Genomic DNA, 20,181 nt, shown 5'->3' with positions numbered 1-20,181 from the left:
GTCGGGGTTGCGATCGAACAGATGCGTTGTCGCTGGGCACTTTAACGTGAGATTCCAGATTTTTGAGAAGTCGTGGGCATTTTGACCTGGGACTCTGGGAGCGTGGAGTCTCACGTTGACTGCCCAAAGCCAACGAAAATCTCAGGTTATTGATCCGAGCCTCATTGTCTTGAAAGGGTCTTGGTTGGCTCCAGCTTGATCGGCATGAAGCACGTGGACATGCGCAAGCTGCCGGCCGCGGCTCAAGAGGAGCGCCGGCGGCAAGTCATCGGGCTCCGGCAGTGCGGGCTGACTGACCGGGCGATCGCGGCCCAGGTTGGGCTGTCGCCAACCGGGGTGTTCGACATTTGCCGGCGGTTTGCGACCGAGGGCGCGCCGGGGCTGGTGAGCAAGCCCCGCGGGCGCAAGCCGGATGAGCAGCGCCTGCTGGATGCCGCTCAGGAGGCCGAGATTCGGCGCCTGATCTGCCGGCACACCCCGGACGAACTGGACCTGCCGTTCGCCCTGTGGAGCCGAATGGCGGTGCGTGCGGTGATCTGGCAGCGCTGTGGGATTGCGCTGGCCGTGCGATCCGTGGGCAAGGATCTGGCGCGCTGGGACTTCACCGCGCAGAAGCCGCTCCGGCGTGCGTACGAGCAGAACCCGGCCGCGGTGCGGCACTGGCTGCGGCGGGAGTATCCGGCCATCGTCGCGGCGGCCCGGCAGGCGCGGGGCACCATCTTCTGGGGTGACGAAACCGGTCTGCGCGCGGACGATGTGCGCGGCCTCGGCTCTGCGCCCCGGGGCCGGACGCCGGTGATCCGGGTCTGCCACCGGCGCGCCGGGCTGAGCCTGATTGTGGCGGTGAGCAATCGCGGCGCATTGCGCTGGATGATTGTCGACGCGGCGGTGACCGCCGCAAGCTTGATCCGCTTCCTGCACCGCCTGATCCGCGATGCAAAGCGCAAGGGGCTCCTGATCCTGGACCGGCTGCGGGTGCATTGGGCGAAGATCGAGGTTTTCTACCTGCCCGCCTACAGTCCGGAACTGAACCCCGTGGAGGGCCTGAACGCCGACCTGAAGCAGGTTGTCACCCGCCAGTCGCCCGCGCGCAGCAAACAGCAGCTCAAGCGGGCAACTGTCCGCCACATGCGCCGACTGTCGAACACGCCCGCCCGCGTCCGAAGCTATTTCAGCCACAAGGCCGTCCGCTATGCCGCATGATCAAGTCAATGAAGACCGGATCAATAAATGCCCAAAGCCAACGAGAATCTCAGGTTAGGTGCCCAGACTTTCGTCTCAGAGCGCAGGCTAAGTCACTGAAATTATTAGATCGCTCGTCTCACGCCAAAGTGCTCAGTAACACCGTCCGCGTCGCCTAAACGAAAGGCATGGGGTGGGCTCAGTGCGCTCACCAACCGATCCGTGCAACATGTATGGACGCCCCAGGTGACGCAAGAGAAATCTTTGGGTTCCGGTGTAGGTGCCGTCCGGGAGGTGGTAGACTTTTGAGGGTGGCGTAGTCTCCGGGTGTTGCAACCCACACAGCGGGATTCGGGCGTTGGAGCGCTCCGGTCCCGTGGGAGACCACGCCATGACAGACCTTATCAGCAAGTCACATTCTGTGCATTCAACCGGGCAGCCTGAGGCCCGGCTTTTCGACGATTGGATCGACCCGATCGAGACGGGTGTGCGCGAGCGGGTGCGGGACTGGATCGAAGCCCTCATTCAGGCGGAACTCGAGACAGCTCTGGGCCGGCCGCGCTATGGCCGCAAGGGATCCCACGAACAACCCGCCCCCACTCACGGCTACCGTCATGGCAGTCGCTGCCGCAGCCTGACCGGCACCTTTGGTCAGACCGAGATTGCCGTGCCACGGGCCCGCCTGCACGCCGAGGATGGCACCGCCACCGAGTGGCGCAGCGGGGCGCTCCGGGCTTATCAGCGCCGCACCAAGGCGGCGGATGCGCTGATCGCGTCCGCTTATCTGTCGGGCACCAACACCCGGCGGGTGCGCCGGGCGCTTTCCGCCTTGTTCGGCGGAGCCGTCGGCAAGGACACGGTCAGCCGGGTCTGGCGCAAGGTGCAGGCTGGATTTGCTCCGCTTTTGATACTGCTGGCGAACGGGCGCGGATTTTCAATCCGCCTGTGGCGGGAGAAACAGGGCGCCCTATGATCGACCGTGGAGGGGAGCGGCCGATGTGAATGTGGTGGTCCCAACCCCGATGGCGAACATGGTCCACGGGCTGCTGCGCACTTGAGAGTGGTGACGCCCAGGCGATCCCGGTTAGGAATGTGATGATCTCGCACAGCCCCGCCCTCCGTTGATGTCTCGAGGAGGAGCCTGCCATGACGCGCAAGTCGCCATCCCGCCTGCAGCGGGATCTCGCCCCGGTCCACCCCCATGCGGCCGCCGTTGATATCGGCGCCCGGATGCATGTGGCGGCCGTCTTGCTCCGCTGTGATCCCGAGCCGGTGCGCACCTTCGGCACCTTCACGGGCGACCTGCAGCGCCTCGCCGACTGGTTTGAGCAATGCAGGGTCGCCACGGTGGCCCTGGAGTCGACCGGGGTCTCCTGGATCCCGCTCTATGAGATCCTCACCCAGCGCGGCTTCGCGGTGGTGGTGGTCAATGCCCGCGAGGTCAAGCAGGTGCCGGGCCGCAAGACGGACGTGTGCGACGCCCAGTGGCTGCAGCGTCTGCATGAGTACGGGCTTCTGCGGGCCAGCTTCCACCCGCAAGGCGAGATCGCCACGCTGCGCTCTTATCTGCGCCAGCGCGAGCGCCTCCTGGAAGCCGCCGCCGCCCACATCCAGCCCATGCAGAAGGCGCTGATCCAGATGAACCTGCAGCTCCAGCACGTGGTGGCTGACATCACTGGCCAGACGGGGCTGCGCATCATCCGGGCCCTTGTCGCCGGCGAGCGCGATCCGGACCGCCTGGCCGCCTTGCGCGACGGGCGCTGCAAGACCCCGCTTGCGACTCTGCGCGCCGCGCTGGTCGGCAACGATCGGGAGGAGCACGTCTTCGCCCTGGCCCAGGCGCTGGAGCTGTATGAGGTCTACCAGACCAAGGTGGCCGCCTGCGACGAGCGCATTGCGGCCGTACTGGAGCGCCTGCAAGCCCAGAACCCGCCTCCGGCGGCGGCGCTGCCGCTGCCCCGTCGCGCGCAGCCGCAGGCCAATGAGCCGGCCGTACCGGTGCGCGCGGCCCTGCATGCGATCCTCGGGGTCGACCTGACCCAGATCGATGGGATTGGACCCGACCTGGCGCTCAAGCTGGTCAGCGAGTGCGGCACGGATCTCGCGGCCTGGCCGAGCGCCCAGCACTTCACCTCCTGGCTCGGCCTCGCGCCGCACAACAAGATCTCCGGGGGCAAGGTGCTGTCGAGCCGCACGCGCCGCTCCGGCAGCCGGGTCGCGGCGCTGTTGCGGCTGGCCGCGGGCGCGGTCGGGCGCACCCAGACGGCGCTGGGCGCCTTCTACCGGCGGCTCGCCGCGCGGGTGGGCAAGGCCAAGGCGATCACCGCGACGGCGCGCAAGATCGCGGTGCTGGTCTACAACACGCTGAGCCACGGCATGACCTATGCCGATCCCGGGGCGTCCTACTACGAGGAACGCTACCGGCAGCGGGTGCTGAGCAATCTCCGCCGCCGCGCCAAGTCACTCGGCTATGTCCTGGAAAAGGCAGAGCCCGCCTCAACCGCAGTAGTTGTTTCTTAGGAATTCATCATGCTGGGATGGGAGCCATCATGAGCTTGGTAAAGGCGGATTGCCGGGTTCGTGCGAGCGGCGTGCCCGCAAACCAAGCCCCGAGTCGGATGAGGTTCATGGCGGCTGCCGTCAGCACGTGTTGAAGGTGCGTTTTGGCGAGACCGATATAGCGCGAGCGCCGCAGATGCATGACCCGGACGCCTGCCGAAATCGTTCCCTCGATGCCAGCGCGCCGTCGATACTCTTTTGAGAAGGCAAGCTGCCCCTCGCGCTGGCGAGCCGCCTCCAGCGTCTCGTGTTCCTCGCGTGGTCGTAGCGTGAGCAGTCGCCGCCCGCTTCGGGTACACTGTGTCTTCAGGGGACAAGGTCGACAATCTGTTGTCGAGAAACGAACCTTGAAGGCGGTCCGTCCCTGATGGTCGTCGGGACTCCAGCTCTTGCTCTGATGCCCGGCCGGGCAGGTCGCCACTTCCCGCTCCCAATCGAGGCGGAAGTCCTGCACCGTGAAGCCCTCGCCTGAACGGGCCTGCCACTGGTAGTCCTTGGGAGCCGGGCCTAACAGCGCGACACCCTTCCTCCGGCTGGCGACAAGCTGGTCGGCCGCAACATAACCGGCATCGGCCAGATGAGTACCGGGCAGCAGGCCCTTGGCTTCGAGCGCTGCATGGATGTCTTCGAGCGCGTCGCGATCAACGACAGGTGCCGGCGTAGTCTCCACATGCGTGATCAGGTGTGGTCCGCCCTCATCGCACGTCTCGGTCAGATGCACCTTGTAGCCGATCCAGATCGTGGACTGCTTCCTGGCGTAGTGCACCTCCGGATCGTAGGGCGAGGCGAGCATCAACAGCGAGGGTGGAAATCCCTCCTGTTCGGTCCGCCATCGCACCAGGGGAGTGGCCTTAGATCCGGCGGCCGGGACATCGCCAATGATGGAGAAATTCTGGAGCCAGGCCTGCCGCAGCAACTCAACGGCCGGGATCTGACGCAGCCATATCGGAGCGCCAGGAGCCATGATGGCCGCAAGCAACTGATGACCATCGCGGCCGATCTGCTCGGCATGAGCACGCCGCTTCGTCTCGCCTTGCGGCACGTCATGATCGCCAGCCCGCCGGTCATATCGCTCCAGCCAAGCAGGATCCGCCTCAGCGCGCAGCCACTCGGGGGCCGCTATCGCCAAGGCATTCAGGGCCGCGCGCAGGGTTTCGGTCACGCATTCGAGACGGTTCAGGGAACGGACGGTTCCGAGCACATGGGTCGAGTCGGTGCGCTGCCGGCCCCGGGCACTGAGCAGCTTCAGGTCACGGCACAGCGCCAACAGCGTGTCGAGCAGATGCTCCTCCGCGCCGCCGGCCACGAGACGGCCGCGGAACTCGCTCAGAACCGAAGCGTCGAAGCCAGGGTCGGTCAGCTCCAGGCCGAGCAGATACTTCCAGTCGATGCGACCGCGGACCGCATCGGCCGCGCGCCGGTCGGGCAGGTTCTCGGCGAACTGGAGCAGGGTCACCAGCGCCAGCCGCCACGGGCATTCCGCCGGTTGCCCGCAAGGGGCGAAGAGGGGTGCGAACTGGGCGTCGGTAAAAATCGTCCCGAGGTGGTCACGCAAGCGCAGATAGGGATTGCCACGGGGAAAGGCCGCACGGGCAACGGTTGCGGTTGACGCTGGGACATTCCCACTCAAAGTCGGGCGGAGCGACATGAGAACCCTCCAGGTCTGAACCCAAGCCCCCTACAGCCTGAACGCCGAGCCTGCCTCAATCGCTCCACCCCGTTCGCCAGCAGTATCTTAACCGAAGCAAATCCATGTTTCCCTTGGATCCATAGCGTGGATAGCTGCCATCGAAACAATCGATTTTACCACTCTTGCGGAATGCTGCATTAGGACAGTGTCACTTGCCCGAACTCAAGGACGTCGGCGGCAGCATTTACGTACGGCGCAGGAAGGGCAGGAAGCAGTGAGAGAGCCCATCAGCTCTGGAATGCGGCGCTACCAAGGTTATATCAGACCGCATGGCTAGCACCACGATCGCTGGCGACAACGTCTGACGTGCACCAATCGCGCCGCCTCGACCGTGTGATGCGTCCCTTAGATAACCGCAGGAAAGAGGAGGTCCTCACATGCGCTCTCAGGTGCGGTGGAGACTGTGTTGGGAAAATGAGCTGCAGCTCTCCGACCATATCGAACTCGCGAACGTCTTTTGAATTTGATCACTGAGCTTATTGAGCAGGATAGCTTACCTTCCGCAAAATCCGTTCCCTTCAAAGGAATCGATATGACAAAAGACGCAAAGCAATTTGTGGATCGGTGGATTGATGAAAACATCGATCCAACTGGGTATACCCCCGTAGCCGATGCCTCTGAAGCTGAACGGCTCGCCAGAGCTTGCTGGGTAGAGGCCGACAAAGCTGGAATCAGCAGAGACGCGATCGAGGATTCCGTTGGCAATCTCGTTGTTTACATAGAGCTAGTTCAGGAAATCTTGGCAGGGGGACTAAGCCTATGAGCCGATTGAGACCGGGCACTGACGCTGGTCTGCGCGACCAGACCGTCACAGCACTGTGCCGCATGATTCCATCATTGCATGAGCGCGGATTTGTAATCCGCTCGCTTCCTCGACATCACTGAGACAAGCAACATCCCATGAGTCTGCTCGATATCGCCAGCACAGCCGCCATCGCATCATATGCCCTGCTCTCGACTGCTTATAAAGGCATGCAGACCGTTTATGCTCTGCCGACAAACGTGTCATTGCGGTCGGAAGAGCTGGTCGGCTCCGACCTTCTGCCGAGCGTGGATGTCATCGTCCCGTGCTTTAACGAGGACCCGCGCACGCTCTCGGAGTGCCTGGCTTCCATTGCACAGCAAGAATACGCTGGAACACTGCGGGTCTATGTGGTTGATGACGGTTCTGGAAATCGCGACGCCGTCTCACCTGTACACGCCACCTATGCGCGTGATCCGAGATTCAACTTCATACTGCTCCGCGAGAATATTGGAAAGCGCAAGGCGCAGATTTCCGCGATACGCCGCTCCTCTGGAGATTTGGTGCTCAACGTTGACTCGGACACGACAATTTCGTCCGATGTTATCACCAAGCTTGCTCGGAAGATGAACAATCCAATGATCGGCGCGGCCATGGGCCAGTTGACGGCGAGCAACCGGAGCGACACTTGGTTGACCCGGTTGATCGACATGGAGTACTGGCTGGCTTGCAATGAGGAGCGCGCGGCGCAGGCTCGTTTCGGGGCCGTTATGTGCTGCTGCGGCCCATGTGCTATGTACCGCCGTTCCGCGCTCCTTCTGCTGCTTGATCAGTACGAGACGCAACTGTTCCGGGGAAGGCCGAGTGACTTCGGTGAGGATCGCCATCTCACGATCCTCATGCTGAAAGCAGGCTTCCGAACCGAGTACGTCCCGGACGCCATCGCGGCAACAGTTGTTCCGGACAAGCTGGACTCATATCTGCGCCAGCAACTCCGCTGGGCACGGAGCACTTTCCGGGACACGTTGCTTGCGCTGCGTCTGCTGCCGGGCCTCAATCACTATCTCACGTTGGACGTGATCGGCCAGAATCTTGGCCCGCTCTTACTCGCTCTGTCGGTGCTAACGGCGATCGCGCAGCTCGCCCTGACAGCCACAGTGCCTTGGTGGACAGGCCTGGTAGTTGCAGCCATGACCATCACTCGCTGCAGCGTGGCAGCGTTTCGGTCTCACCAACTGCGATTTGTCGGCTTTTCTCTGCACACACTCATCAACCTCTTTCTCTTACTCCCCGTCAAAGCCTATGCGTTGTGCACGTTGAGCAATAGCGATTGGCTGTCGCGCGGTTCTGTGGCCGATGTACCCAACACGGGTGGGAAACAAGCCGCATTCGAAGCCCGATCACTGGATCAGGCACCACAGGACCGTCAGCCATGCGACGGCGTTTCGCAGGCTCGTTCGCACGCGGAGTCTTCCCCGCTCGCGACGTCTGACAGCATTTGCAGCGCCGAGTGAACGTCACGAAACCTAGGTGGATGGCTTTGACGCAGGACAGGAAGTATCAGTTGTTGAATCGCGAACTGGCCGCCGACGATCCGTGGCGGCTCGATAGCAATCCGTTCGAGCAGGAGCGTCACACGCAAATCAACCAGAATTGTTCTCTCCTAGGCTCCAAGCCGACGCTGGCAATCGACTTTGTCGGCGTAAGGAAGTCATACGGTGGCAAGATCGTTGTCGACGGGCTGTCGTTCTCCGTCGCACCGGGAGAGTGCTTTGGCCTGCTGGGCCCGAACGGCGCGGGCAAGAGCACGATCGCACGAATGGTTCTCGGCATGACGTCGCCTGACGCGGGCAAGATCACGGTGCTCGGCATGCCAGTGCCGGCACGGGTTCGCTTAGCGCGCGCGCGCATCGGCGTGGTCCCACAGTTCGACAACCTGGATCTCCAGTTCACAGTGCGCGAGAACCTGCTGGTTTTCGGACGCTATTTCAGCATGAGCGCACGCGAGATCGAAGGGGCAATGCCGTCACTGCTCGAATTCACCGCGCTCGAGAACAAGGCAAATGCGCGCGTCTCCGAACTGTCTGGCGGCATGAGGCGGCGCCTAACGCTAGCGCGTGCGCTTATCAACGACCCGCAACTTCTGGTGATGGACGAGCCTACCACCGGCCTCGATCCGCGGTCGCGCCACCTAATCTGGGAGCGCATGCGCTCGCTTCTGGCGCGGGGCAAGACGATTCTGTTGACCACCCACTTCATGGAAGAGGCGGAGCGGCTATGTGACCGGTTGAGCGTGCTGGAAGAAGGGCGCAAGATCGTTGAAGGAGCGCCCCAAACGTTAATCGATGAGCAGATCGGCTGCCACGTGCTCGAGATCTATGGCAGCAATCCACACGAGCTGTCTGCGCTGATCAGGCCGTACGCGCGGCACATTGAGGTGCGCGGGGAGACACTCCTTTGCTATGCGCTAGATCCAGAGCAGATACGCGTGCAGCTGCGCGGGCACGCGGGTCTACGGGTTCTGCAGCGTCCCCCGAACCTCGAGGATGTCTTCTTACGGCTGACCGGGCGCGAGATGGAGCAATGAACGCGATGGGCCAGTACTTTGTGGCGGTTCTGCCCGCCAATAGTTGGAACTGGGTCGCAGTTTGGTGCCGAAACTATCTGGCATGGAAGAAAGTCGCGCTCGCATCAGTTCTCGGGAACCTTGCCGATCCGATGACCAACCTGTTTGGCCTTGGCTTTGGTCTCGGAATGGTCGTAGGTCGCGTCGATGGCACCTCATACATCGCGTTTTTGGCGGCTGGCATAGTCGCAACAAGCGCGATGACCGCCGCGAGCTTCGAAACCATTTATGCGGCCTTCGCCCGAATGGGTGCCCAGCGCACCTGGGAAGCAATGCTGTGCACAAAGCTCACGCTCGGCGACATCGTACTCGGTGAATTGGCGTGGGCCGCCACCAAAGCCCTTCTGGCCGGAACGGCAATTGCGTTTCTTGCCGCCGCGCTGGGCTACGCAGCGTGGCCACCCGTCTTCTACTCGCTGCCGGTCATCGCCCTCACTGGTCTTGCCTTTGCGAGTCTAGCGATGGTCGTCATGGCGCTCGCGCCCAGTTATGACTACTTCGTATTCTACCAGACGCTTGTTCTCACACCTATGGTTTTTCTGTCCGGCGTGGTCGTTCCGGTCAGTCAACTTCCCAGATCTTTTCAGCAAATAGCGTCCTACTTGCCACTGACACATTCACTCGACATCATTCGCCCGGCGATGCTTGGTCGCCCGGTCGACAGCATCGCCCTGCACATTTCTGCACTCTGCATCTACGCCGTCTTGCCGTTCTTGCTTTCAACCGCGGTGCTTCATCGACGCCTGATGCGTTGACGCAAGATTTCTTGATGTTGGTGACGCCCGACTGGCCTTCGCGGCTGCCTGTGACAATGCAACTTAGCTATGTGGAATGGTCTTGAGCCAGGGCAATAGTGCCGGCCTGTTACGATGGATGGAGAAAGAAATGCTGTGTCTAGGAATTAGCGGCGGAATTGACCAGGTTCATGAAAACCGATTCGAGCTTCCGAACGCCTTTATGCACGATGGCGCCGCAGTGCTCGTCCGAGACGGGCAGGTGATAGCCGCCGTAGAAGAGGAACGCCTCAATCGGATCAAACACTCCAACAAGTTCCCAAGTCACTCAATTCAATACTGTCTTTCAGCGGCGGGGGTTCAGCTCAGCGACCTTGATCGTGTCGCGGTCTACGCTAGCGAGCCCTATGCCAACGCTATGCTTGAAGGTATGTCAACTTCCTACCCGGACATTCGCTCCTTTCCGTCGGGTGCTAAAGCGCTGGTGCAGAACCTGTTAGCGCGTGAATTCGGTACTGAGTTAGACAGTTCGCGCATTTCATTTGTAAGTCATCATCAGGCGCACGCCGTGAGCGCTTTTGCAATGTCGGGCTTCGAGGAAAGTCTTATTCTGGCGATTGATGGCTGTGGTGATTTCCTGTCCGGCCTCGTGGCGGTAGGGTCTGGCACAGGAATTACCCAACTCGAGGCTTTTCCCGAGAACAATTCTCTTGGACTATTTTATCTCGAGACGATCCGGTATCTCGGCTACGGCCTGTTCGACGAGTATAAGGTAATGGGACTCGCCCCCTATGGGGATCCCGCTCGCTATCGCGAGCTCTTTGAGCAGTTCTACGAGCTCTCCGCCAGCGGCGGTGGCTACCGTGTTCACCTCGACCGCATCGGTCCGGCGTTGCTCCGCAACATCGAGGTCAGGCGAAAGGGAATGCCCTTCACCCAGCAGCATCGAGATGTGAGTGCGTCAGTGCAGGAAGCGCTTGAGCGGATCGTGTTCCACATTCTCCGGCATCACCGTGAGGCTGCCGGTATGAAGCGGTTGTGCCTGGCTGGGGGGGTTGCCCATAACTGCACGATGAACGGTAAGCTGTTGTATTCCGGGCTTTTTGAAGACATCTTCGTGCAACCCGCGTCTCATGACGCTGGCTGCGCGTTGGGCGCTGCGCTGATAGTGTCTAACGGGATGGGCCGCCGCGCGCCGCGTGAGCGATTGCAGCAGGTCTATTGGGGTCCTGATCTCGGCAACGCCCGCGCCGTGCAACAGGAACTGGATGCATGGGCCGGACATCTCGAGGTTGAGAGCTCTGACGACGTGGCAAGTAGTGCAGCCGACTGGATCGCTACCGGGGCCGTGATCGGCTGGGTGCAGGGTCGCTCGGAGTTCGGGCCACGCGCCCTTGGTAACCGCAGCATTCTTGCTGACCCGCGACCTGCTGCAAACAAGGACCGGATCAACGCGATGGTCAAAAAGCGCGAGGGCTATCGACCGTTCGCGCCGTCTGTGCTGGAGGAGGATGCGAGCGAATTCTTCGACCTCCCGGACGGTAGGCATGAATTTCCTTTCATGAATTTCGTCGTTCGCGTGCGTGACTCAAAGCGCGCCTTGCTCGGCGCCATTACGCACGTCGACGGTACGGCTCGCCTGCAAACTGTATCGCGCTACGCCAATCCCGTTTACTGGGAGGTCATCAATGCGTTCAAGAAGCGGACAGGCACCCCAATTCTGCTCAATACGTCCTTTAACAACAATGCCGAACCGATCGTGGATTCGGTTGCAGACGCGGTTGCTACATTTCTGACGACAGAACTGGATGGACTTGTGGTTGGGCCCTTCCTGGTTAAAAAAGCGGACTCCGACGCTTGAGGATTGGATTGCGCTCGCGATTTCATTGCCGCCTTACATATCGCTGCATCGAACCCGCGCATTCACAGCGTCAGATTGCCAAGAGACCGCCTGCGAGATCCGTGCTAACCACTCCAGCAGTGACAGTGTGCGAATTTCACACGACCTGTTTGATCTGCTGATGCGCATTGAGGGCGAAGCGGTGCTCAAGGAGCTCCTCGATACAAGTTCGTTTGATCAGGCTAGGCGTGAGGATCTCGTCAGTGAGTTGCGGGGATTGTGGGAGCAGCGCCACGTCCGGCTACATCCCCCGCACGCTGCTCGCTTGGGTCAAGAAGGGATCCACGATGCATAACAGGCACTCGTGAATATTGTCCTCCCCATATCTCCACATACGACAGGTAGCTGGGCACCTGACGCCGGCGTATCCGGCCGCCACGCTCGTGGATGTAGTCGTGAACAGGTGCCCAGCAGAAGCCGGCCCGCAGGACAACACGCCCCTGCACCAGAACTTTTGGTCAGCATAGTACATTATTGAGGAAATTAGGATGCCCTCCGACTGAAATCAAGCACGTCGACGGTAAACCTTCCGCGAGAAGAAGTAACGGCGTCGAGAGTCTATCACCTCCAGTGCGATGCAAAGAAGGTCTCACCAGTCCTTTGGCTAGGATCACGATCGCAAATGACAGCATCGGGTGAGGCCATAATAAGGTCTTCGTAACGTCATGACCCATGCGACTTCCCGGAACGAGGCAAGGAAAATGCTTTTTAGTGGCTTGATGAAGGATCGGTTCGTTGTTTCTCGACGGCGTACTGGTTTTGGTGATTGCCTGTGGTCGCTGGCAGCAGCTTGGAGTTACGCGCAGCGGACCGGGCGAGTGCTAGCCATCGATTGGCGTGGCTCCTGTTATCTCGATCAACCCTTCACGAACGCTTTTCCCGTTTTTTTCGAAAGAATTGAAGAAATCGCTGGCGTACCGGTCATCTGCGATGACTCGATCAACCAGATCTTATTCCCAGGTCCTTTCTTTCCGCCATGGTGGAATAAGCCATCCATCGACGGGATTTACCGCCCAGATGAGCAAGTTTTTCGTGAGCGTGATGACCTAAGTCTGCTCTTCCAAGCCGAAGGCGATAGTGAAGCCAACACCGTTGTGTGTGATGCATGTTTGATGTGGCGTTGCGATCAGGGTGCCGAGCGCCAGATATTTCGGAGCATCAAGCCGAAATCTGAAATTCAAGCTCAGATTGACGCCATCTATCGGGAGCACTTTAAGGGACACAGCGTAATCGGAGTTCATGTTCGGCATGGAAACGGCGAGGATATTATGGAGCACACGCCGTACTGGGCCCATCCGGAACTCGCCTTGCAACAGGTATGCGCCGCCATTCGTAAGGCTAAAGCGCTACCGCATCCGAGACCAGTGATGGTCTTCTTATGTACGGACAGCGCGCAGGTGCGTGATCATGTGGCGGGTGTGTTTCCGGACCTTTTGACAATCCCAAAGAGGTTCCAGGTGGATCAGGCCGGGCCGTTACATAGCGCAGCGCTCGGTATCGACGGCGGAGTTTCCGCTCTTATCGAGATGTATCTCCTTGGGCGTTGCGATACCGTAATCCGCTTCCCGCCGACTAGCGCCTTCACGCGCTACGCCCGCCTCTTCGTGCCGCGCATTATTGAGTTCGATTTGAAGGATCCAGGTCGATTGATTGTGATTGATGAGTACCCGCCTCTATGAAACTTGTAGCCCGCACCCTAGGCGAGCATATAGGCGGCGCTTGCATTCACGTAGCATCGCGGGACCAAGCGATGCAGAGGGTCATATTCACGGCGCCAGTTCGCAGTTGAAATTTGTGTGTGGGGTCGGTGATGTCTGAGTTGCTAACGTGCGGATGCGACAATGCGGCGTGCTGTCCTTTCTAACGTACTATTCTTGCTCCAAGAAGGCGCACGATTCGTCGGATTCCATCCGCCGGCTCACCCGGTTGTGCGGACCCAACTCGATCAGGAGAGGGTAAATTGGAATGAGGTGGGCTGTAGCTTGATTCTCTGCACGCGCGGATCGCTAAGCCGCAATAACTCCTTCCCCGCGCATTGATCGAACTACGACCAAGCTGAAAGAACTCGCATGTGGATCCGATGTTCCAAAGATGGCTGACGGACCTCCGTCCGACCGCACTTAAACATTTGCGACAAACCAGGGGCGCATTACGGCTGAGGCAGCTCGGTTTGTTTGAACAGCGTTTTCGGCTCGCTTAGTGGAGCGTCCGCTGGGGTTAGGGCTCGGACAGGTTTGAGCTCGGCTGTGACAATGGCGAGACGGTGCGGGGAGTGTTTGCCCTCGACGGTTGTGACCGCGAGGCCCTGGGCTATGTCGCCACCACAGAAGGGATCAACGGCGAGGATGTCTATGATCTGATCTCAGCGCGGTCGAGCATCGCTTCGGTCCGGTGAACCAGCTGCCGCATACGATCGAGTGGCTGACCGACAACGGAAGTTGCTATGGGGCGGGGCCAACCCAGTCGTTTGCCCGGGAGCTTGGACGGGAGCTACGCACCACGCCGCTGGGGGCCCGCAATCGAATGGCATGGCTGAGAGGCTGGTGAGCAATTTTATTGCTCGGGGAAAGCCGTTGATTCAGAATAGGTTCTACGCTGGGCCGCTGAAGCGGATGCGGGCTGTTTGAAGATCCAGGAGCCCCGCCATGGATGTCTGTTCCTACGCCAGCGATCTTACTGATGCCGAATGGGCGCTGCTCGCGCCGCTTGTCCCCCGCAGCCATCCGGCCGGGCGGCGGCAGACCTATCCGTTACGGCGTATCGTCGATGCGATCTTCTATCTGCTGCGCACCGGAGTCCAATGGCGGCTGCTGCCGCACGAGTATCCTCCGCGGTGCACCGTCTTCTACCACTACGCCCAGTGGCGCGAGGACGGCACCTGGGAGCACGTCACTCAGGTACTGCGCGAGAGCTACCGCCGCACAATGGGCCGTTCGCCCCAACCGACAGCGGCAATCATCGACAGCCAATCGGTCAAGACCACTGAGATGGGCGGACCACGCGGATACGGTGGCGGCAAGAAGATCAAGGGCCGCAAGCGCCATCTTCTCGTTGATACGCAAGGCAATCTGCTGAAGAACCGGGTGCATCCAGCGGACATCCATGATCGCGCCGGGGCCGAGTTTCTGCTGGAGGGTCTGCAGCATCTCTTTCCGGTGATCGAGCGGATGTGGGCTGACACGGCATATCGTGGGCTGAAGGACTGGTTGCGCAATGCGCTGGGCTGGCAATTGTCCATTCCGCAGCACTGGTGGAGCGGCGGCACCTGGATGCGGGCTGACGCAGAGCCGCCGACTCGCCCGAGTGGCTTTCAAGTGCTCGCGCGAAGGTGGGTGGTGCTCCCCCGTACAATCTTGCCAGTTTCGGCTTCGAGTGGTCAGCCGTGGTCGCTCGCGAGTCTCTGCCCAGGCCCCTCCGGAACACGGGCTCCTTGGCCCAGTTGAGGCAGCATCCACCACCCGGTCCCAGGACCGGCACCGGCGGAGATGCCCATGGTCCAGTCGACACAAAAGCCAATCGTGGTGGCGCGGATCTCCTTCGAGAGCACGAGGCTCAGCCCGCAGTGCGTGGCCGAGACATACGCCCGAATCGTCCCCATCACCCGCAAGGTCATCAGGGCCGGCGCCAGAGCCGCGCCAGAGGCCATCACCCGGCCGGCCGCAAAGAGGAGGGCTGAGCATGGCTGAATGTCGGGCTGCGTTCTACGCACGGGTGTCCAGCGAGGCTCAGGCCCGTGACAAGACCATTGCCAGCCAAGTCGCCGCCCTACGCGAGCGGATCGCGGCCGATGGCGTCACAATGCTCCCGGATGCCGCCTACATTGACGAGGGCCACAGCGGATCCTCTCTGGTGCGTCCGGCCTTGGAGCGTCTGCGCGATGCAGCGTTCGCCGGGGACATCGACCGTGTCTACGTCCTCGCACCCGACCGGCTCGCCAGGCGTCATGCGCACCAGGCCCTGCTGATGGAGGAGTTCCGGCGCGCCGGCGTTGAGGTCGCCTTCCTCAACCGGCCCATTGGCGCCAGCCCTGAGGACGACCTCCTGCTCCAGATCCAAGGCGTCATTGCCGAGTACGAGCGCGCCCAGATCCTGGAGCGGGGACGACGGGGACGGCGCCATGCCGCGCGGATGGGTTCAGTCAGCGCTCTCGCAGGCGCACCTTACGGGTATCGCTACATCACCCGCGAGCGAGGAGATGGGGTTGCTCGGCTCGAGATCGTGCCCGAGGAGGCGCGATTTGTCCGCCTGATCTTTGCCTGGATCGGGCTCGACCGCCTCAGCCTGCGCGAGGTCTGTCGCAGGCTCCAACAGGCGGGATGCCGAACCCGTTCGGGCACGACACGGTGGTGGGCCTCCACCCTTCATGGCATGGTCGAGAATCCCGCCTACACCGGCACAGCCATGTATGGCCGCTTTCGCGCGATCGAGCCAAAGCCGCGGCTGCGTCCGATCCGCAATCACCCGACTCATTCCTCACGCCCGACCACACGCGTGCCGGTCCCAAGCGAGGATTGGGTGGCGGTGCCGGTGCCAGCCCTTGTCGATCCCGCGGTCGCCGAGGCCGCCAGAGCGCAGCTTGAGGAGAACCGACGGCGTAAGCGGGAGCAGAGCCGAGGGCCAGGGTGGCTGCTCCAGGGGCTGGTTGTGTGTCGGCGGTGTGGCTATGCCTATTACGGTAAAGCCACACCTGGGCTTGCTGAGTGTCATCGCCCCGATGCCTTCGGTTACGGCGCCTATCGCTGCATCGGCAGTGATGGACACCGGTTCGACGGAAAGGCGGTGTGCACCAACCGCCCGGTGCGCAGTGATCGTCTCGAGCGCGTCGTGTGGGCCCAGATCGAGGCGGTTCTCAATGATCCACAGCGGATCGCTCACGAGTACCGGCGCCGCCTCACGGACCTCGCATCGGAGAGTCAACCCGATGCCGACGTCGGGGAGGTTGAGCGCCGCATTGGCGCCCTGCGGCGCGGGGTCGGGCGGCTGATCGACGGGTATGCTGACGGCGTGATTGACCGTGTGGAGTTTGAGCCGCGGGTCGCCGACCTGAGGGCCCGGATCACCCAGTTGGAGGAGCATCGCAATGCCTTGGCAGCTGCCAGTGAGGCCAGACGCGACCTGACCCTGGTGATCGGTCGCTTAGAGGACTTCTCGATGACAGTCCGTGAGAACCTCGACCTGCTCGACTGGTCTGCCAGACGCGACATCATCCGGCTGATGGTCCGCCGCATCGAGATTGATGAAGGCCAAGTCGAGATTGTGTTCCGCATTCCACCTCCGCCATCAGGAGGCACGGGCGGAGATCCAAAGTTCAAATCCAAGCACCATTGTACAGGGGAGCGTGGAGCGCACGTTCGCGTGGCTCGTGCGCAACCGCCGCTTGGCCAAGGACTACGAACGCTTGGTCGAGACCGGCGAGATGTTGCTCTATCTCGCCATGAGCCGCATCCTGCTGCGTCGCCTCACGCGAAAGGAAAGATAATTGCTCACCAGCCTCTGAGGCCTTCGTGCGTACGACCAAGCGCGATTACGCCCGCGTGAGTTCTGCCCGGATGCCAGATCCGTGATGGCCGCGCTGCCGGGCTGGGTTGCTCATGACAACCAGCTTCATCCGCACCGGGCTCGCGGCTATCGTTCACGCCGCGAGTTCATCGCAGCCCGTCAAACCAATGAAGCCATGTCCGCTCCTCAAGGGGCAACGACACTACTTCGCACCCGATGAGCCGGACGCCTGTTCCGGATAGGGGATCCTGTTTGACTGCTGCAGCTATGCCCCGTGCTTCCTTATTGCGCGTTCGAGACGATCGTGATCATGGTTTCCAGATGATCGTGATCATCCATTCCAGGGTGGCGTGATCATGGTTTCCAGAGGGCCGTGATCGCCCGTTCCAGCGATCGTGATCAGCCTTCTGAGATCGTGAAGAGGTGCTTGCCGCCGGCAGTCCGCAACCCACGGTAATCTTGGCTTTTGCTTTCCAGCCGAGGTCCAAGATGCCCACCGAGAGACTGTCGATGCGCCACATCCGTGAAGTCTTACGCCTGCACCACGGTGTCGGGCTCTCCCAGCGCGCCACCGCTGCCAGCCTGGGTCTGGCCCAGGGCACCATCAGCAAGTACATCAACCGCGCCCGACGCGCCGGCCTGACCTGGCCGCTGCCGCCCGAGTTCGATGATGATGTCCTGCTGGAGAACCGGCTTTATCCGCCCGCTTCTGACCTGCCCGCTGAGCAGCGCAGCCAGCCCGATTGGACCCTGGTCCATCGCGAACTGCGCCGGCCGGGCGTCACCCTCATGCTCCTGTGGGAGGAATACTGCGACAGCACGCCCGAGGCCTTCAGCTATTCCTGGTTCTGCGAGCACTACAAGGACTGGGCGGGCCGGCTCAAGCCCACCCTGCGGCAGGTCCACGTCGCCGGCGAGAGGCTGTTCGTCGACTATTCCGGCCACACCATGGAGGTGATCGACGGGCTCACCGGCGAGGTCCGCCCGGTCCAGATCTTCGTCGCCGTGCTCGGGGCCTCCAACTACACCTATGCCGAGGCCAGCTTCACCCAGAGCCTGCCGGACTGGATCGGCTCGCATGTGCGCACCTTCGCCTTCCTGGGCGGCGCCACCCGCCAGACGGTCAGCGACAATCTCAAGGCCGGGATCACCAAGGCGTGTTTCCACGAGCCGATGGTCAATCGCACCTATGCCGACGCGGCACGCCACTACGGCACCGCCATCGTGCCGGCCCGGCCCTACAAGCCGCGCGACAAGGCGAAGGTCGAGGTCGGCGTTCAGGTGGTCGGGCGCTGGATCCTGGCCCGCCTGCGCAACCGCCGCTTCTTCTCGCTGCCGGCGCTCAACGCGGCCATCCAGGATCTGCTGCGCGACCTGAATGAGCGGCCCTTGCGCGGCTGGGGCCGCAGCCGGCGCGAGCTGTTCGAGACGCTCGACCGCCCGGCGCTCCTGCCGCTGCCGGCCGAACCGTACGAGTATGCGGAATGGAAGCGCTGCCGCGTCGGTCTCGATTATCACATCGAGATCGCCAAGCATTACTACAGCGTGCCGCACAGCCTCGTTCGGCAGGAGGTCGAGGCGCGGATCACGGCGACCAGCGTCGAAGTCTTCTGGCGCGGCAAGCGCGTGGCCTCGCATGTGCGGTCCCATCGTCCGCATCGGCCGAGCACGGTGGCCGAGCACATGCCGAGTTCGCATCGGCGCTACCGCGACTGGACGCATGAGCGCATCCGCCGCGAGGCGGGCAAGGTCGGAGCCGACGCGGCCACCTTGATCGACGTCATCTTGCGCTCCCGGCCGCATCCCGAGCAGGGCTTCCGCTCGGCGATCGGCATTCTCGGGCTGGTCAAGCGCTATGGGGCCGAGCGGGTCGATGCGGCCTGCGCGCAGGCTCTGGCGATCAACACCCGGTCCTACACCTCGGTTGCCACCATTCTGAAGAGCGGCACGCCCAAGGCCTCTGAGCCGGCGCAGGACGCGCCGGTGCTCGTCCACGCCAACATCCGCGGCCCCGGCTACTATCACTGATCAGGAGATCCTCATGCTGCTTCATCCTACCGTCGAACGCCTGCGCGCCCTTGGCCTGAGCGCCATGGCCGACACGCTGCTCGAGTTGCAGACCAACCCCGACGCGGCCGCGATGCCCCATGCCGACTGGCTCGGTCTTCTCGTCGATCGGGAAGCGACGTTCCGCGACAACCGTCGTCTGGCACGCCGCCTGAGCGCGGCCAAACTGCGCCAGAGCGCCACTGTCGAAAATGTCGACTACCGCAGCTCGCGCGGCCTTGACCGGGCCTTGTTCCAGGCGCTGGCCACCAGCCAATGGGTGCGCGATCACAATCACCTGGCGATTGTCGGCCCGACCGGAACGGGGAAGAGCTGGCTCGCCTGTGCGCTCGGCCACAAGGCCTGCCGCGACGGTTTCTCGGTTCTGTATCGCCGGGCGCCGCGCCTGTTTGCTGATCTGGCCCAGGCCCGCGGCGAAGGCCGTCTGGCCCGGCTGATGAGCGCCCTGGAGCGCACGGATCTGCTCATCATCGACGACTGGGGCCCAGAGCCGCTCACCGCCGAGCAGCGCCGGGATCTGCTGGAGATCGCCGATGACCGCTACGACAAGGGCTCGCTGCTGATCACCAGTCAGGTTCCCGTGTCACACTGGCACGATGTGATTGGGGATCCGACTCTTGGAGATGCGATATTGGATCGCGTCATTCACAATGCGCATCGGATTGAACTCAAGGGCGACAGTCTGCGCCGCCGGGCCGGCGACAGGAGTGTGGCATGATCCGAGAGACCTTTGATGATTGGCGCCGGGCTTGACCTGACGCCTGTTTCCAGACCACCTTACAACTGCCAGCGGTACGGACCGCTTCACTCCGATCAGCGCACCGCCAGGTCAACGCTGACGGTGATCACGATCACCGGAATGAGTGATCACGATCGTGTCGAGCCACCGATCACCATCCCTGGAATGCGCACTTATCATGCCCGGATACGAATTTCGAGCACTCGAGGATGCCGTGGCTGATTAAGCGATCTGCATGCTCGACCCGCAGGACTACGTCACGACCTGGAACATGGGAGCCGAGCATATTACAGGTTGGCAGAAGGACGAGATCCTGGGGGCTGCGGGCACCAGCGGCTCCATCAGCGCCCATTCCGCATCCCTCAAATCGCTGGCGTAGAGATAGGCATCCATGGCGCGGGCTCCCAGATCCCGAGGCGGCCCGTATCCGCATCAGCTGCGTA

The 20,181-nt window shown here is 62.0% G+C and carries 14 protein-coding genes and 6 pseudogenes; 19 read left to right on the top strand and 1 reads right to left on the bottom strand.

The features are described from left to right. Positions 1-204: 204 nt before the first annotated feature. The 3 genes and pseudogenes from ACD578_RS30485 (at position 205) to ACD578_RS30475 (ending at position 3,702) form a co-directional block, all read left to right on the top strand. Positions 205-1,203 (top strand): IS630 family transposase, encoded by a 999-nt coding sequence (locus ACD578_RS30485; RefSeq protein ID WP_404295583.1) that lies wholly within the window; start codon positions 205-207, stop codon positions 1,201-1,203. 370 nt (positions 1,204-1,573) lie between these two features. Then, positions 1,574-2,068: pseudogene (locus ACD578_RS30480) on the top strand (transposase); the annotation flags it as partial. Positions 2,069-2,328: 260 nt separating this feature from the next. Continuing rightward, positions 2,329-3,702 (top strand): IS110 family transposase, encoded by a 1,374-nt coding sequence (locus tag ACD578_RS30475; RefSeq protein WP_404294694.1) that lies wholly within the window; start codon positions 2,329-2,331, stop codon positions 3,700-3,702. A 7-nt stretch (positions 3,703-3,709) separates the two neighbouring features. On the opposite strand, the gene ACD578_RS30470 is transcribed toward ACD578_RS30475, so the two are convergent. Further along, a complete protein-coding gene (locus tag ACD578_RS30470) occupies positions 3,710-5,389 on the bottom strand; it encodes an IS1182 family transposase (protein WP_404294568.1) in 1,680 nt (559 codons plus the stop codon). Positions 5,390-5,808: 419 nt separating this feature from the next. Between ACD578_RS30470 and ACD578_RS30465 the strand changes: the two are divergent. From ACD578_RS30465 to ACD578_RS30390, 16 genes and pseudogenes are all read left to right on the top strand, one after another. Further along, a pseudogene (locus ACD578_RS30465) lies at positions 5,809-5,889 on the top strand (acyltransferase); the annotation flags it as partial. Further along, positions 5,889-6,194: a hypothetical protein gene (locus ACD578_RS30460; protein WP_404294693.1), complete on the top strand. Its 306-nt coding sequence runs from the start codon at positions 5,889-5,891 to the stop codon at positions 6,192-6,194. The pseudogene ACD578_RS30465 and the gene ACD578_RS30460, both read left to right, overlap by 1 nt. 137 nt (positions 6,195-6,331) lie before the next feature. Next, positions 6,332-7,687 (top strand): chitooligosaccharide synthase NodC, encoded by a 1,356-nt coding sequence (gene nodC / locus ACD578_RS30455; protein WP_404294588.1) that lies wholly within the window; start codon positions 6,332-6,334, stop codon positions 7,685-7,687. Positions 7,688-7,707: 20 nt separating this feature from the next. Continuing rightward, complete coding sequence (gene nodI / locus ACD578_RS30450; RefSeq protein WP_404294692.1) at positions 7,708-8,760, top strand: nodulation factor ABC transporter ATP-binding protein NodI; 1,053 nt, start codon at positions 7,708-7,710, stop codon at positions 8,758-8,760. Between the two features lie 5 nt (positions 8,761-8,765). Next, positions 8,766-9,554 (top strand): ABC transporter permease, encoded by a 789-nt coding sequence (locus ACD578_RS30445; protein ID WP_404295589.1) that lies wholly within the window; start codon positions 8,766-8,768, stop codon positions 9,552-9,554. A 130-nt stretch (positions 9,555-9,684) separates the two neighbouring features. Then, positions 9,685-11,728: pseudogene (locus ACD578_RS30440) on the top strand (carbamoyltransferase). 370 nt (positions 11,729-12,098) lie between these two features. Then, complete coding sequence (locus ACD578_RS30435) at positions 12,099-13,112, top strand: nodulation protein NodZ (RefSeq protein ID WP_404294690.1); 1,014 nt, start codon at positions 12,099-12,101, stop codon at positions 13,110-13,112. A 545-nt stretch (positions 13,113-13,657) separates the two neighbouring features. Beyond that, positions 13,658-13,988 (top strand): annotated as a pseudogene (locus ACD578_RS30430) (DDE-type integrase/transposase/recombinase); the annotation flags it as partial. 90 nt (positions 13,989-14,078) lie between these two features. Further along, a complete protein-coding gene (locus ACD578_RS30425) occupies positions 14,079-14,876 on the top strand; it encodes an IS5 family transposase (RefSeq protein ID WP_404294689.1) in 798 nt (265 codons plus the stop codon). 48 nt (positions 14,877-14,924) lie between these two features. Then, positions 14,925-15,119 carry a hypothetical protein gene (locus tag ACD578_RS30420; protein ID WP_404294688.1) on the top strand — a complete coding sequence of 65 codons (195 nt, stop codon included), beginning with the start codon at positions 14,925-14,927 and terminating at the stop codon, positions 15,117-15,119. Continuing rightward, positions 15,112-16,260, top strand: a pseudogene (locus ACD578_RS30415) (recombinase family protein); the annotation flags it as partial. The gene ACD578_RS30420 and the pseudogene ACD578_RS30415, both read left to right, overlap by 8 nt. A gap of 409 nt (positions 16,261-16,669) precedes the next feature. Beyond that, positions 16,670-16,912: a transposase gene (locus ACD578_RS30410; protein WP_404295586.1), complete on the top strand. Its 243-nt coding sequence runs from the start codon at positions 16,670-16,672 to the stop codon at positions 16,910-16,912. A gap of 13 nt (positions 16,913-16,925) precedes the next feature. Further along, positions 16,926-17,152, top strand: a pseudogene (locus ACD578_RS30405) (hypothetical protein); the annotation flags it as partial. Positions 17,153-17,421: 269 nt separating this feature from the next. After that, the gene (gene istA / locus ACD578_RS30400; RefSeq protein ID WP_404294687.1) at positions 17,422-18,960 is read left to right on the top strand and encodes an IS21 family transposase; all 1,539 of its coding nucleotides are present in this window, start codon (positions 17,422-17,424) and stop codon (positions 18,958-18,960) included. A gap of 13 nt (positions 18,961-18,973) precedes the next feature. After that, positions 18,974-19,717, top strand: a complete 744-nt coding sequence (istB, locus tag ACD578_RS30395) for an IS21-like element helper ATPase IstB (RefSeq protein WP_404294685.1) — start codon at positions 18,974-18,976, stop codon at positions 19,715-19,717. 256 nt (positions 19,718-19,973) lie between these two features. Further along, a complete protein-coding gene (locus ACD578_RS30390) occupies positions 19,974-20,117 on the top strand; it encodes a hypothetical protein (RefSeq protein WP_404294683.1) in 144 nt (47 codons plus the stop codon). The last annotated feature ends 64 nt before the right edge of the window (positions 20,118-20,181 follow it).

It is taken from the genome of Microvirga sp. RSM25 (genome assembly GCF_044784385.1).
Lineage (GTDB): Bacteria > Pseudomonadota > Alphaproteobacteria > Rhizobiales > Beijerinckiaceae > Microvirga > Microvirga tunisiensis.
This window is presented reverse-complemented; position numbering and strand designations above follow the sequence as displayed.